20 protein-coding genes are annotated in these 23,460 nt (G+C 71.0%); 16 read left to right on the top strand and 4 right to left on the bottom strand.

Annotated features, from left to right (window positions below):
* Nucleotides 1-12 precede the first annotated feature (12 nt).
* The 14 genes from ABD709_RS08315 to ABD709_RS08250 are packed head-to-tail and all read left to right on the top strand — an operon-like array spanning nucleotide 13 to nucleotide 16,362.
* Nucleotides 13-567: a NuoB/complex I 20 kDa subunit family protein gene (locus tag ABD709_RS08315; protein ID WP_344774218.1), complete on the top strand. Its 555-nt coding sequence runs from the start codon at nucleotides 13-15 to the stop codon at nucleotides 565-567.
* Nucleotides 564-1,304: an NADH-quinone oxidoreductase subunit C gene (locus ABD709_RS08310; RefSeq protein WP_425575071.1), complete on the top strand. Its 741-nt coding sequence runs from the start codon at nucleotides 564-566 to the stop codon at nucleotides 1,302-1,304. Before ABD709_RS08315 ends, ABD709_RS08310 begins: the two co-directional genes overlap by 4 nt.
* Entirely contained in the window at nucleotides 1,301-2,644 is a 1,344-nt protein-coding gene (locus tag ABD709_RS08305; RefSeq protein ID WP_344774216.1) for an NADH-quinone oxidoreductase subunit D, read from the top strand. Before ABD709_RS08310 ends, ABD709_RS08305 begins: the two co-directional genes overlap by 4 nt.
* Nucleotides 2,641-3,438: an NADH-quinone oxidoreductase subunit NuoE gene (gene nuoE / locus ABD709_RS08300; protein WP_344774214.1), complete on the top strand. Its 798-nt coding sequence runs from the start codon at nucleotides 2,641-2,643 to the stop codon at nucleotides 3,436-3,438. The genes ABD709_RS08305 and nuoE overlap by 4 nt, the downstream gene beginning before the upstream one ends.
* Nucleotides 3,435-4,745: an NADH-quinone oxidoreductase subunit NuoF gene (nuoF, locus tag ABD709_RS08295; protein WP_344774212.1), complete on the top strand. Its 1,311-nt coding sequence runs from the start codon at nucleotides 3,435-3,437 to the stop codon at nucleotides 4,743-4,745. Before nuoE ends, nuoF begins: the two co-directional genes overlap by 4 nt.
* Nucleotides 4,742-7,216, top strand: a complete 2,475-nt coding sequence (locus tag ABD709_RS08290; RefSeq protein WP_344774210.1) for an NADH-quinone oxidoreductase subunit G — start codon at nucleotides 4,742-4,744, stop codon at nucleotides 7,214-7,216. The genes nuoF and ABD709_RS08290 overlap by 4 nt, the downstream gene beginning before the upstream one ends.
* Complete coding sequence (gene nuoH / locus ABD709_RS08285) at nucleotides 7,213-8,550, top strand: NADH-quinone oxidoreductase subunit NuoH (RefSeq protein ID WP_344774208.1); 1,338 nt, start codon at nucleotides 7,213-7,215, stop codon at nucleotides 8,548-8,550. The genes ABD709_RS08290 and nuoH overlap by 4 nt, the downstream gene beginning before the upstream one ends.
* The gene (gene nuoI / locus ABD709_RS08280; protein ID WP_344774206.1) at nucleotides 8,543-9,166 is read left to right on the top strand and encodes an NADH-quinone oxidoreductase subunit NuoI; all 624 of its coding nucleotides are present in this window, start codon (nucleotides 8,543-8,545) and stop codon (nucleotides 9,164-9,166) included. The genes nuoH and nuoI overlap by 8 nt, the downstream gene beginning before the upstream one ends.
* Nucleotides 9,163-9,972 (top strand): NADH-quinone oxidoreductase subunit J, encoded by an 810-nt coding sequence (locus ABD709_RS08275; protein ID WP_344774204.1) that lies wholly within the window; start codon nucleotides 9,163-9,165, stop codon nucleotides 9,970-9,972. The genes nuoI and ABD709_RS08275 overlap by 4 nt, the downstream gene beginning before the upstream one ends.
* Nucleotides 9,972-10,265 (top strand): NADH-quinone oxidoreductase subunit NuoK, encoded by a 294-nt coding sequence (gene nuoK, locus ABD709_RS08270; protein WP_344774202.1) that lies wholly within the window; start codon nucleotides 9,972-9,974, stop codon nucleotides 10,263-10,265. Before ABD709_RS08275 ends, nuoK begins: the two co-directional genes overlap by 1 nt.
* A 10-nt stretch (nucleotides 10,266-10,275) precedes the next feature.
* Nucleotides 10,276-12,204, top strand: a complete 1,929-nt coding sequence (gene nuoL, locus ABD709_RS08265) for an NADH-quinone oxidoreductase subunit L (RefSeq protein WP_344774200.1) — start codon at nucleotides 10,276-10,278, stop codon at nucleotides 12,202-12,204.
* The gene (locus ABD709_RS08260; protein ID WP_344774198.1) at nucleotides 12,204-13,733 is read left to right on the top strand and encodes an NADH-quinone oxidoreductase subunit M; all 1,530 of its coding nucleotides are present in this window, start codon (nucleotides 12,204-12,206) and stop codon (nucleotides 13,731-13,733) included. The genes nuoL and ABD709_RS08260 overlap by 1 nt, the downstream gene beginning before the upstream one ends.
* Complete coding sequence (gene nuoN, locus ABD709_RS08255) at nucleotides 13,733-15,334, top strand: NADH-quinone oxidoreductase subunit NuoN (protein WP_344774196.1); 1,602 nt, start codon at nucleotides 13,733-13,735, stop codon at nucleotides 15,332-15,334. The genes ABD709_RS08260 and nuoN overlap by 1 nt, the downstream gene beginning before the upstream one ends.
* A complete protein-coding gene (locus ABD709_RS08250; protein ID WP_344774194.1) occupies nucleotides 15,331-16,362 on the top strand; it encodes a polyprenyl synthetase family protein in 1,032 nt (343 codons plus the stop codon). Before nuoN ends, ABD709_RS08250 begins: the two co-directional genes overlap by 4 nt.
* A 64-nt stretch (nucleotides 16,363-16,426) precedes the next feature.
* Here the strand turns inward: ABD709_RS08250 and rarD are convergent, their stop codons facing one another.
* A complete protein-coding gene (gene rarD, locus ABD709_RS08245; RefSeq protein WP_344774192.1) occupies nucleotides 16,427-17,335 on the bottom strand; it encodes an EamA family transporter RarD in 909 nt (302 codons plus the stop codon).
* 103 nt (nucleotides 17,336-17,438) lie between these two features.
* On the opposite strand from rarD, the gene ABD709_RS08240 reads away from it, so the two are divergent.
* Nucleotides 17,439-17,843 carry a hypothetical protein gene (locus ABD709_RS08240; protein WP_344774190.1) on the top strand — a complete coding sequence of 135 codons (405 nt, stop codon included), beginning with the start codon at nucleotides 17,439-17,441 and terminating at the stop codon, nucleotides 17,841-17,843.
* The gene (locus tag ABD709_RS08235) at nucleotides 17,840-19,264 is read left to right on the top strand and encodes a phytoene desaturase family protein (RefSeq protein WP_344774188.1); all 1,425 of its coding nucleotides are present in this window, start codon (nucleotides 17,840-17,842) and stop codon (nucleotides 19,262-19,264) included. Before ABD709_RS08240 ends, ABD709_RS08235 begins: the two co-directional genes overlap by 4 nt.
* On the opposite strand, the gene ABD709_RS08230 is transcribed toward ABD709_RS08235, so the two are convergent.
* The 3 genes from ABD709_RS08230 to ABD709_RS08220 are packed head-to-tail and all read right to left on the bottom strand — an operon-like array spanning nucleotide 19,261 to nucleotide 23,334.
* Nucleotides 19,261-20,283 (bottom strand): hypothetical protein, encoded by a 1,023-nt coding sequence (locus ABD709_RS08230; RefSeq protein WP_344774186.1) that lies wholly within the window; start codon nucleotides 20,281-20,283, stop codon nucleotides 19,261-19,263. The genes ABD709_RS08235 and ABD709_RS08230 overlap by 4 nt on opposite strands.
* Nucleotides 20,284-20,290: 7 nt before the next feature.
* The gene (locus ABD709_RS08225; RefSeq protein WP_344774184.1) at nucleotides 20,291-21,322 is read right to left on the bottom strand and encodes a 2-oxoacid:ferredoxin oxidoreductase subunit beta; all 1,032 of its coding nucleotides are present in this window, start codon (nucleotides 21,320-21,322) and stop codon (nucleotides 20,291-20,293) included.
* Nucleotides 21,319-23,334, bottom strand: coding sequence for a 2-oxoacid:acceptor oxidoreductase subunit alpha (locus ABD709_RS08220; protein ID WP_425575080.1), 2,016 nt, complete (start codon nucleotides 23,332-23,334; stop codon nucleotides 21,319-21,321). The genes ABD709_RS08225 and ABD709_RS08220 overlap by 4 nt, the downstream gene beginning before the upstream one ends.
* Nucleotides 23,335-23,460: the final 126 nt, after the last annotated feature.

Below are 23,460 nucleotides of genomic sequence, written 5' to 3'. Positions count from 1 at the left end.
GGGACAACGAGAATGGGTCTGGAAGAGAAGCTGCCGAGCGGCGTACTCCTCACCACGGTCGAGGGGGTCGCCGGCTACATGCGCAAGGCGAGCTTCTGGCCCGCCACCTTCGGCCTCGCGTGCTGCGCCATCGAGATGATGACCAGCGGCGGACCGAAGTACGACCTCGCCCGCTACGGGATGGAGGTCTTCCGCGCCAGCCCGCGGCAGGCCGACCTGATGATCGTCGCCGGCCGGGTCAGCCAGAAGATGGCGCCGGTGCTGCGCCAGATCTACGACCAGATGGCCGAGCCCAAGTGGGTGCTCGCCATGGGAGTGTGCGCCAGCAGCGGCGGCATGTTCAACAACTACGCGATCGTGCAGGGCGTCGACCACGTCGTCCCCGTCGACATGTACCTCCCCGGCTGCCCGCCGCGCCCGGAGATGCTCATCGACGCGATCCTCAAGCTGCACGACAAGGTCCAGCACACCCCGCTCGGCGCCAACCGGGAGGCGCAGATCCGCGAGCTCGAGGCGGAGGGCCTGGTGGCGCTGCCCACCAGCGACGCGAAGGGTCTCATGCGATGACCGACGAGAAGGCCGACGAGAAGGCCGAGGGCCCGGCCGCCGCCGTCCAGCAGCCCGCGGTCGACCAGTCGCCCGAGAACATCTCGCACCCGCCGGCCGACCTCCACGAGGTCCGCCAGGTCGGGGAGCGCCACGGCATGTTCGGCGTCACGGGCACCGGCGACACCAGCGGGTACGGCGGCCTGGTCGCCCCGGTCGTGTTCCCCGTGGCCACCCAGCGGCCCTACGGCGGCTGGTTCGACGAGGTCGCCGACAGCCTCGACCCCCTGATCGAGCAGGTCGTCGTCCACCGCGGGGAGATCACCTTCCACGTCAGCCGGGACAACCTGGTCCAGGTGGCGAAGCTGCTGCGCGACGACCCGAAGCTCCGGTTCGAGCTGTGCTCCGGCGTGAGCGGCGTCCACTACCCCGACGACAGCGGCCGCGAGCTGCACGCGGTCTACCACTTCGCCTCGATGACCTACAACCGCCGGATCCGGGTCGAGGTCAGCGTGCCCGACGCCGACCCGCGGCTGCCCTCGATCGTCCCCGTCTACCCGGCCAACGACTGGCACGAGCGGGAGACCTTCGACATGTTCGGCCTGGTCTTCGAGGGCCACCCCGCGCTGACCCGCATCCTGATGCCGGACGACTGGCCGGGCCACCCGCAGCGCAAGGACTACCCGCTCGGCGGGATCCCCGTCGAGTACAAGGGCGGCACCATCCCGCCGCCCGACCAGCGGAGGAGCTACTCATGAGCACCACCGAGGACGTCTTCGCCGGCACCTCCGAGACCGGCGACGGCCGGGTCTTCACCGTGACCGGCCAGGACTGGGACGAGGTCGCCCAGGGGCTCGGCGGCGCCGACGCGCACGAGCGGATCGTCGTCAACATGGGCCCGCAGCACCCATCGACGCACGGCGTGCTCCGGCTGATCCTCGAGCTCGAGGGCGAGACGGTCACCGAGGCCCGGTGCGGGATCGGCTACCTGCACACCGGCATCGAGAAGAACATGGAGTACCGCTCCTGGGTCCAGGGCGTGACGTTCTGCACCCGCATGGACTACCTCTCGCCGTTCCACAACGAGCTCACCTACTGCCTCGGCGTCGAGCGGCTGCTCGACATCGAGGACCAGATCCCGGAGAAGGCCAGCGTGATGCGGGTCCTGCTCTCCGAGCTCAACCGGATCTCCTCCCACCTGGTCTGCATCGCCACCGGCGGCATGGAGATCGGCGCGCTGACCGTGATGACGATCGGCTTCCGCGAGCGGGAGCTGGTGCTCGACCTGTTCGAGCTGATCACCGGCCTGCGCATGAACCACGCGTTCATCCGGCCCGGCGGCGTCGCCCAGGACCTCCCGCCCGGCGCGCTCGACGAGATCCGCGGCTTCGTCGCGCTGATGAAGAAGCGGCTGCCCGAGTACGCCGCCCTGTGCAACGCCAACCCGATCTTCAAGGCCCGGCTCGAGGACGTCGGCGTGCTCGACCTCGAGGGCTGCCTGGCGCTCGGCCTCACCGGCCCGGTCCTGCGCAGCACCGGCTACCCGTGGGACCTGCGCAAGACCCAGCCCTACTGCGGCTACGAGACCTACGACTTCGACGTGCAGACCTGGGACACCGCGGACTCCTACGGCCGGTTCCGCGTCCGCCTCAACGAGATGTGGGAGTCGCTCAAGATCGTCGAGCAGGCCGCCGACCGCCTCGCGCGGCTCGAGGGCGAGCCGGTGATGGTCGCCGACAAGAAGGTCGCGTGGCCCAGCCAGCTCTCCATCGGCAGCGACGGCATGGGCAACAGCCTCGACCACATCCGCCACATCATGGGCGAGTCGATGGAGGCCCTGATCCACCACTTCAAGCTGGTGACCGAGGGCTTCCGCGTCCCCGCCGGCCAGGCCTACGTGCCCATCGAGTCGCCCCGCGGCGAGCTCGGCGCGCACGTCGTCTCCGACGGTGGCACCCGTCCGTTCCGCGCGCACTTCCGCGACCCGTCGTTCAACAACCTGCAGGCCATGGGCGTGATGAGCGAGGGCAGCATGATCGCCGACGTGATCGTCGCGATCGCCAGCATCGACCCGGTGATGGGAGGCGTCGACAGGTGACTCTCGACGACAAGACCCTCGGCGAGCTCCGCGACATCGCGGGCCGCTACCCCGAGAAGCGCTCCGGCCTGCTGCCGATGCTGCACCTGGTGCAGTCCGTCGAGGGCCGGGTGACACCGGAGGGCATCGAGGCCTGCGCCGAGATCCTCGAGCTCAGCCCGGCGGACGTGAACGGCGTCGCGACGTTCTACACGATGTACAAGCGGCATGCGGTCGGCGACTTCCACGTCGGCGTCTGCACCAACACGCTGTGCGCGGTGATGGGGGGCGACGCGATCTTCGCGAAGCTCAAGGACCACCTCGGCGTCGGCAACGACGAGGTCGCCGAGAAGCGCGAGGGCGACCAGCACTCCGTCAGCCTCGAGCACGTCGAGTGCAACGCGGCCTGCGACTACGCGCCGGTCGTGATGGTCAACTGGGAGTTCATGGACAACCAGACCCCCGACGGTGCGGTCCAGATGGTCGAGGCGCTCCGCACCGGCCAGGAGGTCAGCTCCACCCGCGGTCCGCGGCTCTGCACCTGGCGGGAGGCCGAGCGGGTGCTCGCCGGCTACCCCGACGGCCGCGTCGACGAGGGCCCCGGGGCGGGCTCGGCGTCGCTCGTCGGCCTGGAGATCGCGCGCGAGCGCGGCTGGACCGCTCCCGAGGGAGCGGGGTCGCCGGCCGCCGTCACCGCCGGCACCAGCAAGGGGGAGGCGGTCGCCACCGCCGACACCCAGCAGGCCGGGTCCGAGACCGTCGAGGAGACCTCCGGGTCCGGCGAGTCCGGCGCCGAGAAGAAGGAGGCCCAGTGACAGGCACATTGACCCCGGTCCTCACCGACATGTGGGACGTGGACCGGTCGTGGACGCGCTCGGCGTACGAGGGCAAGGGCGGGTACGCCGCGCTCGACAAGGCCTTCTCGATGAGCCCCGACGACGTGATCGCCGCGGTGAAGGACTCCGGCCTGCGCGGTCGCGGCGGTGCGGGCTTCCCGACCGGCATGAAGTGGTCCTTCATCCCGCAGGACAACCCCAAGCCGAAGTACCTCGTGGTCAACGCCGACGAGTCCGAGCCCGGGACCTGCAAGGACATCCCGCTGATGATGGGCAACCCGCACGTGCTCGTCGAGGGCGTGATCATCAGCTCCTACGCGATCCGCGCCAACAAGGCGTTCATCTACATCCGCGGCGAGGTGCTGCACGTCGTCCGCCGGGTCCAGGCGGCCGTCGAGGAGGCATACGCGGCCGGCCACCTCGGCAAGGACATCCACGGCTCGGGCTTCGACCTCGACGTGGTCGTCCACGCCGGTGCCGGCGCCTACATCTGCGGTGAGGAGACCGCTCTGCTCGAGGGGCTCGAGGGCCGGCGCGGGCAGCCGCGGCTGCGCCCGCCGTTCCCGGCCGTCGCGGGCCTCTACGCCAGCCCGACCGTGATCAACAACGTCGAGTCGATCGCCAGCGTCCCGAGCCTCGTCGCCAACGGCGCGGAGTGGTTCGCGTCGATGGGCACCGAGAAGTCCAAGGGCTTCGGGATCTTCTCGCTGTCCGGCCACGTGGAGAAGCCGGGCCAGTACGAGGCGCCGCTCGGCATCACGCTGCGGGAGCTGCTCGACCTCGCCGGCGGCGTCCGCGCGGGCCACGACCTCAAGTTCTGGACGCCGGGCGGCTCGAGCACCCCGCTGCTCACCGCCGAGCACCTCGACGTGCCGCTCGACTTCGAGTCGGTCGGAGCTGCGGGGTCGATGCTGGGCACCCGGGCCCTGCAGATCTTCGACGAGACCGTGTGCGTGGTGCGCGCGGTGCTGCGGTGGACCGAGTTCTACAAGCACGAGTCCTGCGGCAAGTGCACCCCGTGCCGCGAGGGCACCTGGTGGCTGGTGCAGACGCTGACCCGGCTCGAGCAGGGCCAGGGCAGCGAGGGTGACCTCGACCTGCTGCTGGACCAGTGCGACAACATCCTCGGCCGCTCGTTCTGCGCGCTCGGCGACGGTGCGACGAGCCCGATCTCCAGCTCGATCAACTACTTCCGCGACGAGTACCTCGCGCACCTGACCCAGGGCGGGTGCCCGTTCGATCCCGCGCGGTCGACGGCCTGGGCCGGATCGGAGGTGACGGTGTGACCACCACCCCGGAGAAGGCCGCCGTCCAGGAGGACCTGGTCAACGTCACCATCGACGGCATCCAGGTCGCGGTGCCCAAGGACACCCTGGTGATCCGCGCGGCCGAGCAGGTCGGCGTGCAGATCCCGCGCTTCTGCGACCACCCGCTGCTCGCGCCGGTCGGCGCGTGCCGGCAGTGCCTGGTCGACGTACCCGACGCCGGCAACGGCCGCGGCTTCCCCAAGCCGCAGGCCTCCTGCACGCTCCCGGTCGCCGAGGGCATGGTCGTCAACACCCAGGTCACCAGCCCCGTCGCCGACAAGGCGCAGCAGGGCATCATGGAGTTCCTGCTCGTCAACCACCCCCTGGACTGTCCGATCTGCGACAAGGGCGGCGAGTGCCCGCTGCAGAACCAGGCGATGTCCAACGGTCGCGGCGAGTCGCGGTTCTCCGGGGACGACAACCCGACGCCCGGTGCGATGGGCGTGAAGCGGACCTTCCCGAAGCCGATCAACCTCTCGCCCAACGTGCTGCTCGACCGCGAGCGGTGCATCGTCTGCCAGCGCTGCACCCGGTTCGCCGAGGAGATCGCCGGTGACCCGTTCATCGCGCTCGTGGAGCGCGGCGCGGACCAGCAGATCGGCATCGCCGAGGACGCTCCGTTCCTGTCCTACTTCTCGGGCAACGTCATCCAGATCTGCCCGGTCGGCGCGCTGACCTCGGAGGAGTACCGCTTCCGGTCCCGCCCCTTCGATCTCGTCTCCGCTCCGGGCGTCGCCGAGCACGACGCGTGCGGCTCGGCGATCCGGGTCGACCACCGGCGCGGCAAGGTCATGCGCCGGCTCGCCGGCAACGACCCCGAGGTCAACGAGGAGTGGATCACCGACAAGGACCGCTACGGCTTCGCCTACGCCCACGGTGACGACCGCCTCGAGTACCCCCGCGTCCGCGACGAGGACGGCAGCCTGCGTCCCGCGTCCTGGCCGGAGGCGTTCGCCGTCGCCGCCCGCGGCCTCGCCGCGGCCAAGCAGGCCGGCGGCGTCGGCGTGCTGGCTGGCGGCCGGCTGATCGCCGAGGACGCCTACGCATACGCGAAGTTCGCGCGGGTCGCCCTCGGTACCAACGACGTCGACTTCCGCGCCCGCCCGCACTCGGCCGAGGAGGCCGCGTTCCTCGCGAGCACCGTCGTCCTCACCGCTCCGGGCAACGGCGGCGTGACCTACGCCGACCTCGAGACCGCCGCCAAGGTCGTGCTCGTCGGGCTCGAGCCCGAGGACGAGGCCGGTGCCCTGTGGCTGCGGCTGCACAAGTCGGTCCGGGCCGGCGGGACCCAGGTCGTCGCGATCGCACCCTTCACGACCCGAGGGCTGCGCAAGCTCGGCGGTCGTCTGGTCCCGACCGCTCCCGGCGACGAGCCGGACGCGATCCGGTCGCTGCTCGGCCACGCCGACTACGGCGTCGACAGCACCACCGTCGTCCTCGTCGGCGAGCGGCTGGCGACCGTGCCCGGCGCGCTGAGCGCGGCTGCGGAGCTCGCCGCGAAGTCCGGGGCCCGGCTCGCGTGGGTGCCGCGCCGGGCGGGCGACCGCGGTGCGGTCGAGACCGGCTGTCTGCCCAACCTGCTGCCCGGCGGCCGGCCGGTCGCCGACGCGGGCGCGCGCGTCGACGTCGCCACGGCGTGGGGCGTCGGCCACCTGCCCGAGGCCGAGGGCCGCGACGGCGACGCGATCGTCGCCGCACTCGCGGCCGGCGAGCTCGGCGGCCTGCTCGTCGCGGGCGTCGACCCGGCCGACACGGCCGACCCCGCCGCCACCCGCGCGGCGATCGCGGCCGCGGGCTTCGTGGTCGCGCTCGACCTGCGCGAGACCGAGGTGACCCGCGCGGCCGACGTCGTGTTCCCGGTCGCCCCCGTCACCGACAAGGCCGGCATGTTCGTGACCTGGGAGGGCCGCCCCCGGCCGTTCCCGCAGGCGCTCGCCAACCCCGCCTCGCTGCCCGACCTCCGCTCGCTCGCCGGCATCGCCGAGGAGATGGGCACCCCACTCGGGTTCCGCACCGTCGCCGAGGCCCGCGCGGAGATGGAGAGCCTCGGCCCCTGGGACGGTCAGCGCGCCGGTCTCGTGACGGTTGCTGCGCAACCTCCTCGACCAACGGAGGCCGGTGATCGAGGAGGTCGCGCTAGCGACCGTCACGAGATCCGGCTCTCCACCTGGAAGCAGTCGGTCGACAACGGCCGGATGCAGGACGGGGACAAGTACTTCCGGTCCACGGCGCGGCCGCCGGTCGCGCTGGTGGGCCGGGCGACGTACGACCAGCACGGTCCGACCGTGACGCTCACGGGCGACCGCGGCTCGGTGACCCTGCCGGCAGCCGTCGTCGAGGACATGGTCGACGGCGTGGTGTGGGTCCCGGGCAACTCGTTCGGCAACGGCGTCCTCGTCGACCTGGCCTCGCCGGGCTCGACCGTGACGATCACCGGAGGTGAGGCATGAACACCGGTCTCAGTGCGTTCGGCCACGACCCGTGGTGGATCGTCGGCATCAAGACGCTGCTGATCTTCCTTGTCCTGGTGCTGCTGACGCTGTTCAACATCTGGTGGGAGCGCCGGGTCGTGGCCCGGATGCAGCACCGGATCGGCCCCAACGTGCACGGCCCGTTCGGTCTCCTCCAGTCGCTGGCCGACGGGGTGAAGCTGGCCCTCAAGGAGGACCTGCTCCCGACCGGAGCCGACAAGGTGGTCTTCATCCTCGCGCCGGTCATCGCCGCGGTGCCGGCCTTCGTGACGTTCAGCGTGATCCCGTTCGGCCCCGAGGTCGGCTTCTTCGGGCACCGGACGCCGCTGCAGCTGACCGACATGCCGGTGGCGGTGCTGTTCGTGATGGCGATCGCCTCGATCGGCATCTACGGCATCGTGCTGGCCGGCTGGTCGAGCGGGTCGACGTACTCCCTGCTCGGCGGGCTGCGCTCGAGCGCCCAGATGATCTCCTACGAGGTCGCGATGGGCCTCGCGCTGGTCTCGGTGTTCCTCTACGCGGGCTCGCTGTCGACCAGCGAGATCGTCGCGGCCCAGGACAAGCTCTGGTACGGCCTGATCCTGCTGCCGTCCTTCGTCATCTACACGATCGCGATGGTGGGTGAGACCAACCGCGCGCCGTTCGACCTGCCCGAGGCCGAGGGCGAGCTCGTGGGCGGCTTCCACACCGAGTACTCCTCGCTGAAGTTCGCCCTGTTCTTCCTCGCCGAGTACATCAACATGGCCACGGTCTCCGCCCTCGCCACCACGCTCTTCCTGGGTGGCTGGCACGCGCCGTTCTGGATCGACCAGTTCTGGGAGGGCGCCAACAGCGGCTACTGGCCGGTGCTCTGGTTCTTCGGCAAGGTCCTGTTCTTCATCTTCGGCTTCATCTGGCTGCGCGGGACGCTGCCCCGGCTGCGCTACGACCAGTTCATGGCGTTCGGCTGGAAGCGGCTGATCCCGCTCGCTCTCGTCTGGACGGTCGCGGTCGCGTTCATGCGCCTCGCCCGCAACGACGGCTGGCTCGACCAGGACCACCTCCAGCAGCCGCGGACGCTGGCGATCCTGGTCGGGATCTTCGTGGTGGTGCTCGCCGCGACGTTCCTGATCCCCGAGCGCAAGGAAGCCGACGCGGACGCCGAGCCCGCGCCGCGCACGGGCGGTTTCCCCGTCCCGCCGATGCCGGCGGGCGGGCCGGTCCGCGGCGCCGCGGCGCCGCTGGTCTTCGAGTCAGGTTTCGAGACGGTCGCCAGCGCGACCTCCTCAACCACCGCTACCTCACAAGGGGCTCAGGAGAGTTCGCATGGCTGAGAAGTCCACACCCTCGCTCAAGGAGCAGTTCTGGGACCCGGTCGCCGGCTTCGGCGTCACGTTCCGGACCATGTTCCGCAAGGTGGTGACCGAGCAGTACCCGAAGGAGAAGTTCCCCACCGCGCCCCGGTTCCACGGCCGCCACCAGCTCAACCGGTGGCCCGACGGCCTGGAGAAGTGCGTCGGCTGCGAGCTGTGCGCCTGGGCGTGTCCGGCCGATGCGATCTATGTCGAGGGCGCGGAGAACATCGACGACCTCGACGAGAACGGCCAGTCCCAGCGCTACAGCGCGGGGGAGCGGTACGGCCGCGTCTACCAGATCAACTACCTGCGCTGCATCCTCTGCGGGCTCTGCATCGAGGCGTGCCCGACCCGGGCGCTGACGATGACCAACGAGTACGAGCTCGCGGACGACAACCGCCGCGACCTCATCTACGAGAAGTCCGACCTGATCGCGCCGCTGCTGCCCGGCATGGAGCAGCCGCCGCACCCGCAGCTGCTCGGTGACGAGCAGGCCTACTACCGCGGCGACCTCGCGACCTCGTCGGTCGACGCGAGCGACCGGCCCGCGGCGTCGCGCGCGGCGCAGGAGCCCTCCGAGGAGGGCCGGGCATGATCGCGTTCTGGGTCCTGGCGCCGATCATGGTCGTCGCCGCGCTCGGCATCCTGTTCGTCCGGAAGGCGGTGCACGCGGCGCTGCTGCTGGCGGTCGTGATGATCAGCCTCGCTGTGCTGTACGCCGTGCTGGACGCACCGTTCCTGTTCGCCGTGCAGATCATCGTCTACACCGGCGCGATCCTGATGCTGTTCCTCTTCGTGCTGATGCTCGTCGGCGTCGACGCCTCCGACTCGCTCGTCGAGACCATCCGCGGCCAGCGGCTGCTCGCCTGGAGCGCCGGCATCGTCTTCGCGGTCGTCCTGTTGGTCGGGCTGACCCAGCTCACCCTCGGCAGCGCCGCCGGTCTCGACGCGGCGAACGAGGGCGGCAACGTCCAGGCGCTGGCCGACCTGCTGTTCTCGCGCTACGTGTTCGCGTTCGAGACCACGAGCGCCCTGCTGATCACCGCCGCCGTCGGCGCGATGGTGCTCGCCCACCGCGAGCGGCTCACGCCCAAGGAGACCCAGGCCGACATCGCCGCCCGCCGGGTCCGCGACTTCGGGGAGAAGGGCGCCCACCTCGGCCCCCTCCCGCCACCCGGCGTCTACGCGCGGCACAACGCCGTGGACACCCCGGCCCTGCTGCCGGACGGCAGCCCCGCCTCGGCGTCGGTCTCGCGGGTGCTCGCCGCCCGCGGCGACATCCGGTCCTCGGCGGCGCTCGCCGACGACGTGGAGGAGCTGACCGGCCAGCGCGTGAGCGAGATGCCGGAGACGGGTGGCAAGGACGCGGCCACCGCCACGAGCGAGGAGGACGTGCACTGATGGAGCCCTACATCGTCCTCAGCTCGATCCTGTTCACGATCGGCTCGGTCGGCGTACTCACGCGCCGCAACGCGATCGTCGTGTTCATGTGTGTCGAGCTGATGCTCAACGCCTGCAACCTCGCGTTCGTGGCGTTCGCCAAGCAGAACGGCAACCTCGACGGTCAGGTCGCGGCCTTCTTCGTGATGGTCGTCGCCGCCGCCGAGGTCGTGGTCGGGCTCGCCATCATCATGACCATCTTCCGGACCCGCCGCTCGGCCTCGGTCGACGACGCCAGCCTCCTGAAGTTCTGAGGGCCTCCTGATGACCGAACCCTTCTCCCTCGCTGCTCCGGTGCTCGCACCCGGCGCCGCCGACGGCGTGTTCAACCTGCTCTGGCTGGTGATCGCCCTGCCGGCCGCCGGTGCCGCGCTGCTCCTGCTGCTCGGCGACCGGCTGACCAAGCCGTTCGCGCACTGGCTCGGCGTCGCGACGATCACCGGGTCCTTCGTGCTCAGCGTGATCATGTTCGTGACCGCCTGGGGTCGCGACGAGGCCGACCGCCAGGTCGCCCAGCACCTCTGGGACTGGATCGACGCGGGCAGCCTGCACATCGGGATGGACCTGCTCTACGACCCGCTGTCCGCGCTGTTCCTGCTGCTGATCACCGGCGTGGGCGCGCTCATCCACCTCTACTCGGTGGGCTACATGGAGCACGACGACCGTCGGCCGCGGTTCTTCGCCTACCTCAACCTGTTCGTCGCGGCGATGCTGATGCTGGTGCTCGCGGAGAACTACGTTGCGATGTTCCTCGGCTGGGAGGGTGTCGGCCTGGCGTCCTACCTCCTCATCGGCTTCTGGCAGCACAAGCCGAGCGCGGCAGCGGCCGCGAAGAAGGCGTTCGTCGTCAACCGGGTCGGCGACGTGGGCATGTCGCTGGCGATCTTCCTGTTCATCACCACGTTCGGGTCGGTGAGCTTCACCGCGATCAGCGCCGCGGCACCGCAGGCGTCGGAGACGACCCTCAACTGGTTGGGCGTGCTGCTGCTCGTCGGCGCCTGCGCCAAGTCCGCGCAGGTGCCGCTGCAGTCGTGGCTCCTGGACGCGATGGAGGGCCCGACGCCCGTCTCGGCGCTGATCCACGCCGCGACCATGGTCACCGCGGGCGTCTACCTCGTCGTCCGGTCCAACTTCATCTTCGACCTCGCGCCGACGGCGCGCACCGTGGTGGTGATCGTCGCGACGGTGACGCTGCTGTGGGGCGCGATCATCGGTTGCGCCAAGGACGACATCAAGAAGGGCCTCGCCGGCTCCACGATGAGCCAGATCGGCTACATGATGCTCGGCGCCGGCCTCGGCCTGCCGGGCTACGCGTTTGCGATCTTCCACCTGCTGACCCACGGGTTCTTCAAGGCCAACATGTTCCTCGGCGCCGGCTCGGTGATGCACGCGATGGACGACGACGTCGACATGCGGCACTACGGCGCGCTGCAGAAGCTGCTGCCCGTCACCTTCCTGACGTTCGCGATGGGCTACCTCGCGATCATCGGGTTCCCGCTGTTCTCCGGGTTCTGGTCCAAGGACAAGATCATCGAGGTCGCCCTGACCGAGCGGCCGATCATCGGCATCTGCGCGCTGCTCGGCGCCGGCATCACCGGCTTCTACATGACCCGGATGATGTTCATGACCTTCTTCACCGGCAAGCGCTGGTCCGAGGGCGTGCACCCGCACGAGTCGCCCGCGGTGATGACGATCCCGCTGATCGTCCTCGCGGCGCTGTCGGTGCTCGGCGGCGTGATGCTGATGGGCGACTGGATCGTCGACTGGCTCACCCCGGTCATCGGCCAGGTGCCGGAGGAGGACCCGCCGCTGCCCGCGTTCGTGATCTCGTTGATCGCGGTGGTGGTCGTGGCGATCGGCGCGGGCCTGGCCTGGGTCTTCGTCGGCAGCAAGGAGGTCCCGCGGGAGGCGCCGCGCGACGTCTCGTTCGTCACCCGGGCCGCCCGTGCGGAGCTCTACGGCAACGAGATCAACGACTACCTGGTGGTGAACCCGAGCCTGCGGCTCACGTCGGGGCTGGTCGCCGCGGACTCCACCGTCGTCGACGGCGGGTTCAACGGCGGCGGCCTCGTGGTGAGCGGAGCCGCGCAGGGCCTGCGCCGGCTGCAGACCGGGTACGTCCGTTCCTACGCCCTGTCCCTGCTCGGCGGCGCGCTGCTGCTCGTCCTGACCCTGGTCGTGGTGAACGTCTGATGCTGCTCACACTCCTGCTGCTGCCGCTCGTCGGGGCGATCGCGGTCGCCGCGCTGCCCAAGGACCTCAGCCGGATGCTCGGGCTCGGGGTCGCGCTGGCGACCCTCGTCGTCGGTGCCGTGGTCGCCGTACGGTTCGATCCCGACAACGGCATGCAGTTCAACGAGGACTGGACCTGGATCAAGCAGTTCGGCGTCCACTTCGCGCTCGGCGTCGACGGCCTCGGGCTCCTGATGGTGCTGCTCACCGTGCTGCTGGTGCCGCTGGTGCTGGTCGCCGAGTGGTCCTCGCCGCAGACCGAGACGGCCCCGCGGGCGTTCGTCGCCTGGGCGCTCGCGCTGGAGGCGCTCTCGCTCGCCGTGTTCTGCGCGACCGACGTCTTCCTGTTCTACGTGGTCTTCGAGGCGACGCTGATCCCGGCGTACTTCCTGGTCGGCGGTTTCGGCCGCTACGGCCGCGGTGCGGCCGCGCTCAAGTTCCTCATGTACCAGCTCGCCGGCGGCCTGGTGCTGCTCGCGTCGGTCGTGGGCCTGTACGTCGTGTCCGCCTCGCAGGGCACGCCGTCGTACCTGCTCTCGGACCTGACCTCGCTCGACATCGGCACCGACGCCGGTCGCTGGCTGTTCCTGGGCTTCCTGTTCGCGTTCGTCGTCAAGGCGCCACTGTTCCCGCTGCACACCTGGCTCGCCGACACGACCGAGAAGGCGACGCCCGGCACCTCCGTGCTGCTGGTCTGCGTGCTTGACAAGATCGGCACCTTCGGGATGCTCCGGTTCTGCCTGGGCATCTTCCCGGAGGCCTCGCAGTGGGCGACGCCGCTGGTGATCACGCTCGCGCTGATCTCGATCGTCTACGGCGCCTTCCTCGCCATCGGCCAGGACGACATCCTGCGGCTGATCGGCCTGACCTCGCTCAGCCACTTCGGCCTGATCACGCTCGGCATCTTCGTGCTCACGCCGCAGGGCGGCTCCGGGGCCGTGCTGTACATGGTCAACCACGGGCTCGGCACCGCCGTCCTGTTCCTCGTCGCCGGCTACCTGGTCCAGCGGCGCGGCACGACGCTGATCAGCGAGATGGGCGGGATGGAGAAGGTCACGCCGGTCCTGGCCGGCCTGTTCCTCGTCGGCGGGCTCGCGACCCTCGGCCTGCCGGGCCTGAGCACGTTCGTGTCGGAGTTCCTGGTCCTCGCCTCGGCCTTCGACTACTCGTGGTGGGTCGGAGCGATCGCCGTGACGACCATCGTGCTCGCGGCGGTCTACGTGCTGTGGATGTACCAGCGCACGATGACCGGTGTCGGCCCGCACCCGGAGCCGGGTGCCCTGCAGGAGCACCAGACGACCACGCGGGACCTCGGTCTGCGCGAGGTCCTCGCGGTGGCGCCGATCGTGGCCGCCCTGGTGTTCTTCGGCTTCTACCCCAAGCCGCTGCTCGACGCCGCGAACCCGATGATCACGGGCCTTCTCTCGCACGTGGGGGCGCCCGACGACGGGCCCACCGTGCCCGCTGCCGCGACCGGGAGTGATGACTGATGCCGGACTTCTCCAAGCCGTCGATCGAGTACGCGCACCTGCTGCCGCTGCTCATCGTCTTCGGCGGGGCCTGCCTCGGCGTGCTGCTCGAGGCGTTCCTGCCGCGTGGTCGCCGGCACCTGCCGCAGGTGGTCCTCACCATGGCCACGGTGCTCGCCGCGCTCGGCTCGACCGTCTGGATCTGGCAGGACACGAACCTCAAGGACTACGGGGACGCGTCGGCGCGGGGCCTCGTCGGCGCCGAGGGCAGCGTGATCGTGGACGGTCCGACGATCTATCTCTGGGGCCTGATCCTGCTGTTCGCCCTCGCGGGCACCGCGCTGTTCTCGGAGCGGCGGCTCGAGGGCGGCGTCTCCGCGTTCGCGGGCCAGGCCGCGGCCCTGCCCGGGTCCGAGGCCGAGCGCGAGGCGTCGACCCGCGGTCTCGACCACACCGAGGTCTACCCGCTGCTGCTGTTCGCCGTGGGCGGCATGCTGCTGTTCCCCGCGTCGGGCGACCTGCTGACCCTGTTCGTCGCCCTCGAGGTGCTGTCGCTGCCGCTCTACCTGCTCTCCGGGCTCGCCCGTCGTCGCCGGCTGCTCAGCCAGGAGGCCGCGCTCAAGTACTTCCTGCTCGGGGCGTTCGCCTCCGGCTTCTTCCTGTACGGCGCCGCGCTCACCTACGGCTATGCGGGATCGATGTCGTTCGCCGGCATCAACGCGGCGGTCGTGGCCGGCAACGGCGACCGGACGCTGCTCCTCGCCGGCATCGCGCTGCTGTGCGTCGGCCTGCTCTTCAAGGTCGGTGCCGCGCCGTTCCAGGCGTGGACGCCCGACGTCTACCAGGGCGCCCCCACCGCGGTCACCGCGTTCATGGCCGCCGGCACCAAGATCGCCGCGTTCGGCGCTCTGGTCCGACTGCTCTACGTGGCGTTCGGCGCCGAGCGGTGGAGCTGGCAGCCGATGCTCTGGGTGGTCGCCATCGGCAGCATGGTGCTGGGCGCGGTGCTCGCCGTCGTGCAGACCGACGTCAAGCGGATGCTCGCCTACTCCTCGGTGGCCCACACCGGCTTCCTGCTGACCGGCGTGCTCGGCGTGCAGAGCGCGGGCGACCTCGCAGACGGCCAGTACTCCTCGCTGCAGGGCGTGCTGTTCTACCTGACGACCTACGGCTTCGCGATGATCGGTGCCTTCGCCCTCGTGACGCTCGTCCGCGACGCGGGCGGCGAGGCGACGGGCTACGAGCGCTGGGCCGGCCTCGGCAAGCGCGCGCCGTGGGTGGCGGGCGCGTTCGCCTTCTTCCTGCTCTCGATGGCGGGTATCCCGCTCACCGCCGGGTTCGTCGGCAAGTGGGCGGTCTTCACGTCGGCCATGTCGGCGGGTGCGTGGCCGGTGGTCCTGGTCGCGATCGGGTCGAGCATCGTCGCGGTCTTCTTCTACGTCCGCTACATCCGGCTGATGTTCTTCAGCGAGCCGGCCGCGGGCGAGGGCGCCACCGTCACCATGCCCTCGGTGATGACCACGGCGACGGTCGCCGTCTGCCTGCTCGTGACGGTCCTGCTGGGCGTCGTACCCGGCCCGGTTCTCGACCTCGTGACCCATGCGGGAGAATTCATCAGGTGACCACCCCCGCGCAGGCCTCGAGCGCCGCTGCCGACCTGGCGCTGCCGATCGTCGACGCCGCCCTGGCGGAGCGACTGCGCGTCCGCCTCGCCGACGTCGAGAGCGCGCTGTTCGGCCACGCCACCAGCCGCGCGCCGTTCGTGACCGAGGCCGCGCGGCACCTGCTCGCCGCGGGCGGCAAGCGGTTCCGGCCGCTGCTGGTGCTGCTCGCCGCGGAGGCGGGAGACCGCCCGGCCAACCCCGAGGTGCTCACCGCTGCGTGCGTCGTCGAGATCACCCACGTCGGATCGCTCTACCACGACGACGTCATGGACGAGGCTGCGCTGCGCCGCGGGGCCGACTCGGCCAACTCCCGCTGGGACAACCTGGTCGCGATCCTCACCGGCGACTTCCTGTTCGCGAAGTCCTCCGAGCTCACCGCGCAGCTCGGCCCGGAGGCGGTCCGCATCCAGGCGGAGACGTTCACCCGGCTGGTCGAGGGCCAGATCCTCGAGACCGTCACGCCCGGCCCCGACGACGACCCGCTGCAGCACTACCTCGAGGTCGTCGCGGGCAAGACCGGCTCGCTGATCGCCACCTCCGCCCACTACGGCGCGCTGTTCGGCGGCGCGGCGCCCGAGGTCGTCACCGCCCTGACGGAGTACGGCGAGCTGGTCGGCACCGCCTTCCAGCTCTCCGACGACATCCTCGACATCGCCTCCGAGTCCGAGGAGTCCGGCAAGACGCCGGGCACCGACCTGCGCGAGGGCGTGCCGACGCTGCCGGTGCTGATGGCGCGCTCCTCCACGGACCCCGCCGACGCGCGCCTGCTCGAGCTGCTCGACCCCGAGCGCTCCGACCTCACCGACGACGCCCTCCACGCCGAGGCGCTCGACCTGCTGCGCAAGCACCCCGCGCTCGAGGAGGCCCGCACGTACGTCGTCGCACGCGCCCAGGAGGCCAAGAAGCTCCTCGACGTGCTGCCGGCCGGCGCGGTCCGCTCCGCGCTCGAGGCGTTCGCCGACGTGGTCGCCACCCGCACCGCCTGAGCACCTTTATGTACGTACATCAACCTTGATGTACGTACATCAAGGTTGATGTACGTACATAAAGTCAGGCGGCGGAGGCCTCCGCGACCAGTGCGAGCTGACGGCGGTGCATGTGCAGCGCCTCGGCGGTGAAGATCGCCAGCGCCAGCCACACCAGGGCGAAGCCGATCCACCGCGTGGCCGGCATGTGCTCGCCGAGCACGGTGATGCCGAGGGCGAACTGGAGGATCGGCGCGAGGTACTGCAGCAGGCCGAGAGACGTCATCGAGATCCGGGTGGCGGCGCCGCCGAAGCAGAGCAGCGGGACGGCGGTCACGATGCCGGTCGACAGGAGCAGGGCCAGGTGGCCGGCTCCCTGGTCGGTGAAGTGGCCCTCGGGCCCGAGCCAGACGAGGTAGGCCAGCGCGAACGGCGCGAGCACGGCGGTCTCGAAGGTCAGGCTCTCGATGGCTCCGACGCCGGCAGACTTCTTCGCGAGGCCGTAGGTGCCGAACGAGAACGCCAGCACCAGCGCGATCCACGGGAGCCGTCCGTAGTTCCAGGTCAGCACGACCACGGCGACGAAGCCGATCCCCAGCGCGGCCCATTGCAGCGGCCGGAGCCGCTCGCCCAGGATCAGCACACCCATCAGCACGGTGACGAGCGGATTGATGAAGTAGCCCAGCGACGTCTCCACGACGTGCTCGCTGGTGACGCCGTAGATGTAGGTGCCCCAGTTGGACGTGATCGTCACGGCGGCGACCACCAGCAGCAGGGTCGTGCGCCGGTCCGCCAGGATCGCGCGGACGCCGTGGACCTTGCGAAGGGCGAGGACGAGCACGCCCATCGTCGCCGCCGACCAGACGATCCGGTGACCGAGGATCTCGACCGCGCCACTGGGCTCGAGCAGCGGGAAGTAGAGCGGGAACGCGCCCCACAGGACGTACGCCGCGACACCCAGCCCCAATCCGGTCCGGCTCGGCGTCGCGCTCACCAGCAGAGCCTACGGTCCGGCCGGGGCGACCGCGGCGAGACCCCGGCTTCTCCGAACCCGGTCCGACGGGTGAGAATGTTGCAGAGCTGAGCAGAGGAGAGTCATGCCGGTCGTTCGTGTCGCCGCGGTGGGGTCGGGCCTCGTCCTGCTCGCCGGGCTGCTCGGCGGGCACCCGGCCGCGAACCCCTCGGCCGGGCCGACGCGTGCGGACCACCAGGTCTCCATCGACGCCCGGATCGTCTCCGCCGGGGACCGGCTCTTCCTCACCGGCACCGTCGTCGGGAGCAAGGACCCCGTGGTGCTCTACCGCGCCGCGCACTGCGACCAGCTCGAGTCCGGTGAGGTCCGCTGCGACTTCCAGCGCGCCGGGACCGTCGACCTGGAGAAGGGCACCTACCGGGCCGAGCTCCAGGTCCCCAAGGCCACCGGTCTCCAGCACGCGCTGTTCTGGCAGGCGCGGGTCGCCGGCGCGGACACCGACGTCTGGCGCACCTACAGGCTGAAATGACGTCGGCGATCGTGGTCGGCAGCGGACCGAACGGACTGGCCGCCGCGATCCGCCTCGCCCAGGAGGGCCTCGACGTCACGGTGCTGGAGGCGCACGAGCGCCCCGGCGGCGGGACCCGTACGTCGGAGCGGACCCTCCCCGGGGTCCTGCACGACGACTGCGCGGCGTTCCACCCGACGGGGGTCGTGTCGCCGTACCTCTCGACGCTCGGGCTCGACCGGTTCGGGCTCGAGTGGCTGTGGCCCGAGCTCGACCTCGTCCACCCCCTCGACGACGGCCGGGGCGGCGTCCTGTCGCGGGACATGGCGCTCACGGTCGCGTCGCTGGGGCCGGACGGCGAGGCGTGGCGGCGGCTCTTCGGGCCGCTGACGCGCCGGTTCGACGGCCTCATCGAGGACATCTTCCGGCCCATCGTGCACGTGCCGGAGCACCCGCTCGCCCTGACCGGCTTCGGGATGCGGGCGCTGCTGCCCGCCACCTGGACGGCCCGCCGCTGGGACGACGAGCCCGCCAGGGCACTCTTCACCGGGGCCGCCTCCCACCTGTTCGGCCGGCTGGACACCCCGCTCAGCGCATCGGTGGGGCTGATGCTGATCGCGGCCGGTCACCGCGCCGGCTGGCCGGTGGCCAAGGGCGGGACCCAGGCCATCTCGGACGCGATGATCGGCCTGCTCACCGAGGTCGGCGGGAAGGTCCGGACCGGCGTCCCGGTCACCAGCCTGGACCAGCTCCACGACCTGGACGGCCGCGCGCCCGACGTCGTCCTGCTCGACACCGCGCCGGACGCCGTGGTGCGCATCCTCGGCGACCGGTTGCCGGGCCGCGTGCGGCGGGCCTACCGGCGGTTCCGCTACGGGCCGGCGGTCTTCAAGGTCGACCTCGCGATCGACGGAGACGTGCCCTGGACCAACGCCGACGCGCGCCGGGCCGGCACCCTGCACCTCGGCGGTACGTCGACGGAGATCGCGGCTGCGGAGGCCGCCGTGGTCCGCGGTGAGATGCCGGAGCGGCCGTTCGTGCTCGTCGGCCAGCAGTACCTCGCCGACCCGTCCCGGTCCTCGGCAGCCGCCAACCCGCTCTGGGCCTACGCCCACGTGCCGCACGGCTACGGCGGCGACGCCACCGAGCACGTCGTCCGGCAGATCGAGCGCTTCGCGCCCGGGTTCCGGGACCGGATCCTCGCCACGGCGACGCGCGGTCCGGCCGACCTGGAGGCCTACAACGCGAACTACGTGGGCGGGGACATCAGCGCCGGTGCCAACACGGCCCGGCAGATCGCGCTCCGGCCGCGCGCGACCCTCGCCCCCTACGCCACCGGCGTCGAGGGCGTCTACCTGTGCTCGTCGTCGACGCCGCCCGGCGGCGGCGTGCACGGCATGTGCGGCTTCAACGCCGCCGAGACGGCCCTGCGCAAGCTCTAGGAGAGCAGCGCGGCGACCTCGGGGGAGGAGTAGAACGGCTCGAGCCGCGCCCGCAGCAGTCGCTCCAGGTCGCCGGTCGCATCGAGGAGCCGCACGATCCGGGGCGCGACGCGGGAGACGTCCTCGCGGACGTCGTCGCGCTGCAGGTCGAGCGACTCGACCAACTCGGTGGCGGTGTAGCCGCCGAACCGGTCGAGGAACGCGTCGACGAGCACGGCGGCGAGCTCGGTGGCACGGTCGCTGGCGAGCGCGTCGGCCGCGATCTCGTGCACGGCGTCCGCGACCTCGGCGAGCTCCTCACGGCTGGTGTGCCGGCCGAGCCCGGTGATCGGCTCCGCGGCGGAGACGTCCCATGCCTGCAGGAGCGCCTCGCGGGTGGTCGGGTCCTGCATCGTCTCGACGATGATCCGGCCGAGCCGCCGGACGGCGTAGGCCCCGCTCTTGCCGACGGTGTCGCCGAGCAGCCCCTCGAACTGCCGGTCGGCCGCGCCGACCACCTTCGCCGCGGTGCTGGTCCCGAACGACATCAGCGTCCCGAGGCCGGGGACACGGTCGGTGACCGCTTTGTTGGCCTGGAGCACCTCGCCGACGATCCGGCCCATGAACCGGGTGGCGACCATGCCGACCAGCGGGCTGTCGGCGAACCGCGACACCGACCGCTCGACCGCCGGGCTCAGCTCCAGGAGGGCGTCGACGAGCGTGGCGACCCGGTCGCGGTCGATCACGTCGCCGAGCGGGTAGGGGTCCCTGGGTCCCTCGTGCACGACGTCGAGCACGAGCTCGACGATCCCGCTCACCGCCGCACTCCTCGGCGTGGTGGCGAGGACTCGTGCGACGACGTCCTTCACCACCTCGGCGTCGACCAGGTCGGCGACCTGGTGCTGACCGATCGCGTCGAGGAGCTCGTCGGCCACCTCGGACGCCGTCCGGTCGAGGTCCTCGCCGCGTAGTCGCTCGAGGTGGAACGCCACCTGGGCGTCGAGCAGCTGCTCCGCGAGGGGTCGCTTCGTCGGGGGCACGCGGGTGCTAGCCGACGTTCCAGGTGTCGCCGGCGCGGAGGAGAGCGGTGAGCCGGTCGTCGGGGGAGCCGGACACGCCTGCCTGGGCGTGCGCGACCTGGCCGCGCGCCAGGTCGTCGTACGTCGGCCGCTCGACCTGCCGGAAGATGCCGATCGGGATCGGACCGCCGTGGCCGAGGGGACCGGCGGTCTCGCCCAGCCGCGAGATGGCGAACTGGTCGCCGGGGTCGACGGCGGTGGGGTCGTGGGCCCACGTGCGACCGTTGACGGTGACCTCGACGCCGGGCTCCAGGCGCAGCAGGTGGTCGGCTGCTTCCGGTCCCTTGATCGCGTCGAACGCGCCGTCGTTGAAGATCGGGCAGTTCTGGTAGATCTCGACCAGCGAGGTGCCGCGGTGGGCCGCCGCGGCGGCGAGCACCGCGGTCAGGTGCTTGCGGTCGGAGTCGATGGTGCGGGCGACGAAGGTGCCCTCGGCGCCGAGCGCGAGCGAGATCGGGTTGAAGGGGTGGTCGACCGAGCCGACCGGCGTCGACTTGGTGATCTTGCCGACCTCGCTCGTGGGGGAGTACTGACCCTTGGTCAGGCCGTAGATCCGGTTGTTGAACAGCAGGATCGTCATGTTCACGTTACGGCGCAGCGCGTGGATCAGGTGGTTGCCGCCGATGGACAGCGCGTCGCCGTCGCCGGTCACCACCCACACCGAGAGGTCCTCGCGTGCGGTCGCGAGGCCGGTCGCGATCGACGGCGCGCGACCGTGGATCGAGTGCATGCCGAACGTGTCGAGGTAGTAGGGGAACCGGGAGGAGCAGCCGATGCCGGAGACGAAGACGATGTTCTCCCGGCGCAGGCCGAGGTCGGGCAGGAACGACTGCACGGCCTTGAGCACGGCGTAGTCGCCACAGCCGGGGCACCAGCGGACCTCCTGGTCGCTGGAGAACTCCTTCGCGGTCTGGGTCGTGCCCTCCTCGACGGCCGGGACCAGCTCGGTGCCGGAGCGGAGGGTCGGGAGGCCGAGGTCGGCGTTGGTCGAGGTGCTCATCGGGTCGGAGCCTCTTCGTGGTCGGAGGGAAGGTTGAGCCCGTGCTCGCCCAGGTCGACGTCGATGCCCTCGGCCTCGCCGACCAGGTTGCCGATCGCCTCGGCGAGCTCGGCGGCCTTGAGTGGCAGTCCACGGACGTGGTTGTAGCCGATCGCGTCGACCAGGTACTCCGCACGCAGCATCTTGGAGAGCTGCCCGAGGTTCATCTCGGGCACGAGGACCTTGTCGTAGGACCGCAGGATGTCGCCGAGGTCCTTGGGGAGCGGGTTGAGGTGGCGCAGGTGGGTGGTGGCGACCTTGTAGCCGGCGCGGCGGACGCGCCGGGCGGCGGCGCCGATCGGACCGTAGGTCGAGCCCCAGCCGATGACCAGCACCCTCGCCTCGCCGGAGGGGTCCTCGACCTGCAGCGGCGGCAGAGAGTCGGCGATCCGCTCGATCTTCGCCTGGCGGGTGCGGACCATCAGGTCGTGGTTGGCCGGGTCGTAGGAGATGTTGCCGTGTCCGTCGGCCTTCTCCAGTCCACCGATGCGGTGCTCCAGCCCGGCGGTCCCGGGCACCGCCCACGGGCGGGCGAGGGTCTCGGGGTCGCGCAGGTAGGGCCAGAACTCGTCCGGCTCGCTCGATCCCTCCGCCGCGCTCTTGGCGGAGACATGGTTGGGGGCGGTGGCGAACGCCGGGTCGATCGTCGGCAGGTCCTCGATCGAGGGGATCTGCCACGGCTCGGAGCCGTTGGCCAGGTAGCCGTCGGAGAGCAGCATCACCGGCGTGCGGTAGGTCACCGCGATCCGCGCGGCCTCGACCGCGGCGGCGAAGCAGTCGCCGGGCGACTGGGGCGCGACGATCGGCACCGGGGCCTCGCCGTTGCGGCCGTACATCGCCTGGAGCAGGTCGGCCTGCTCGGTCTTGGTCGGCAGGCCGGTCGACGGGCCGCCGCGCTGGACGTCGATCACGATGAGCGGGAGCTCGGTCATCACCGCCAGCCCGATCGCCTCGGACTTCAGCGCGATGCCCGGGCCGGAGGTGCTGGTGACGCCCAGCGCCCCGCCGAACGAGGCGCCGATGGCGGCGCCGATGCCGGCGATCTCGTCCTCGGCCTGGAAGGTGGTGATGCCGAACGCCTTGTGCTTGCTCAGCTCGTGGAGGATGTCGGAGGCCGGCGTGATCGGGTAGGTGCCCAGCATGATCGGCAGGCCGGAGCGTACGCCGGCCGCGACCAGCCCGTAGGCCAGCGCGAGGTTGCCGGTGATGTTGCGGTAGGTGCCGGAGGGCAGCACCGCGGGCTTCACCTCGTACTGCACCACGAACGTCTCGGTGGTCTCCCCGAAGTTCCAGCCCGCCTTGAACGCCGTGACGTTGGCGTCGCGGATCGCCGCTGCCTTCGCGAACTTCCGCTCGAGGAACGCCACGGTGGGCTCGGTCGGACGGCCGTACATCCAGGACAGCAGGCCGAGCGCGAACATGTTCTTCGCGCGACCGGCGTCCTTGCGGCTGAGGCCGAACTCCTTGACCGCCTCGACGGTCATGCCGGTCAGGTCGAGCGCGTGCACCTGGAACTCGGCGAGCGCGGAGCCCGCCTCGCCGAGCGCGTCCAGGGGGTTGGCGTCGTAGCCGGCCTTGTCGAGGTTGCGCTTGGTGAAGTCGTGGGTGTCGACGATGATCGTCGCGCCCTTGGGCAGCTCGGCCAGGTTGGCGCGCAGCGCCGCCGGGTTCATCGCGACGAGCACGTCCGGCCGGTCGCCGGCGGTCAGGATGTCGTGGTCGGCGAAGTGGATCTGGAAGGACGACACCCCGGGGAGGGTGCCCTGGGGTGCACGGATCTCGGCGGGGAAGTTCGGCAGGGTCACCAGGTCGTTGCCGAAGACCGCCGACTCCTGGGTGAACCGGTCGCCGGTCAGCTGCATCCCGTCACCGGAGTCACCGGCGAACCGGATGATCACACGGTCGAGCTGCTTGACCTCTTTGGTCTGACTCACTTCGTCACTCTCTTCGTCGCCGGCGCCGCCACCGCCCAATACTAGAACGTGTTCCACTTCGACGGAGCGTGTTCTCCGCCTCACGGCGCAGGGCCCCCACGATAGTTCGCGACCGCGCGGCACTCACGCTCGTCTCCGCTCCTGAGCATGCCGTCCGCGGTGATG

It is taken from the genome of Nocardioides panacisoli (assembly GCF_039537325.1).
GTDB classification, from domain to species: domain Bacteria; phylum Actinomycetota; class Actinomycetes; order Propionibacteriales; family Nocardioidaceae; genus Nocardioides; species Nocardioides panacisoli.
This window is presented reverse-complemented; position numbering and strand designations above follow the sequence as displayed.

Coding starts and splice junctions, on each gene's coding strand:
- ABD709_RS08305 (WP_344774216.1), top strand. CDS start 1,301: ATGAGCACCACCGAGGACGTCTTCGCCGGCACCTCCGAGACCGGCGAC.
- ABD709_RS08235 (WP_344774188.1), top strand. CDS start 17,840: ATGACGTCGGCGATCGTGGTCGGCAGCGGACCGAACGGACTGGCCGCC.
- ABD709_RS08275 (WP_344774204.1), top strand. CDS start 9,163: ATGATCGCGTTCTGGGTCCTGGCGCCGATCATGGTCGTCGCCGCGCTC.
- ABD709_RS08310 (WP_425575071.1), top strand. CDS start 564: ATGACCGACGAGAAGGCCGACGAGAAGGCCGAGGGCCCGGCCGCCGCC.
- ABD709_RS08315 (WP_344774218.1), top strand. CDS start 13: ATGGGTCTGGAAGAGAAGCTGCCGAGCGGCGTACTCCTCACCACGGTC.
- ABD709_RS08240 (WP_344774190.1), top strand. CDS start 17,439: ATGCCGGTCGTTCGTGTCGCCGCGGTGGGGTCGGGCCTCGTCCTGCTC.
- nuoK (WP_344774202.1), top strand. CDS start 9,972: ATGGAGCCCTACATCGTCCTCAGCTCGATCCTGTTCACGATCGGCTCG.
- ABD709_RS08260 (WP_344774198.1), top strand. CDS start 12,204: ATGCTGCTCACACTCCTGCTGCTGCCGCTCGTCGGGGCGATCGCGGTC.
- nuoL (WP_344774200.1), top strand. CDS start 10,276: ATGACCGAACCCTTCTCCCTCGCTGCTCCGGTGCTCGCACCCGGCGCC.
- nuoI (WP_344774206.1), top strand. CDS start 8,543: ATGGCTGAGAAGTCCACACCCTCGCTCAAGGAGCAGTTCTGGGACCCG.
- nuoN (WP_344774196.1), top strand. CDS start 13,733: ATGCCGGACTTCTCCAAGCCGTCGATCGAGTACGCGCACCTGCTGCCG.
- nuoH (WP_344774208.1), top strand. CDS start 7,213: ATGAACACCGGTCTCAGTGCGTTCGGCCACGACCCGTGGTGGATCGTC.
- ABD709_RS08225 (WP_344774184.1), bottom strand. CDS start 21,322: ATGAGCACCTCGACCAACGCCGACCTCGGCCTCCCGACCCTCCGCTCC.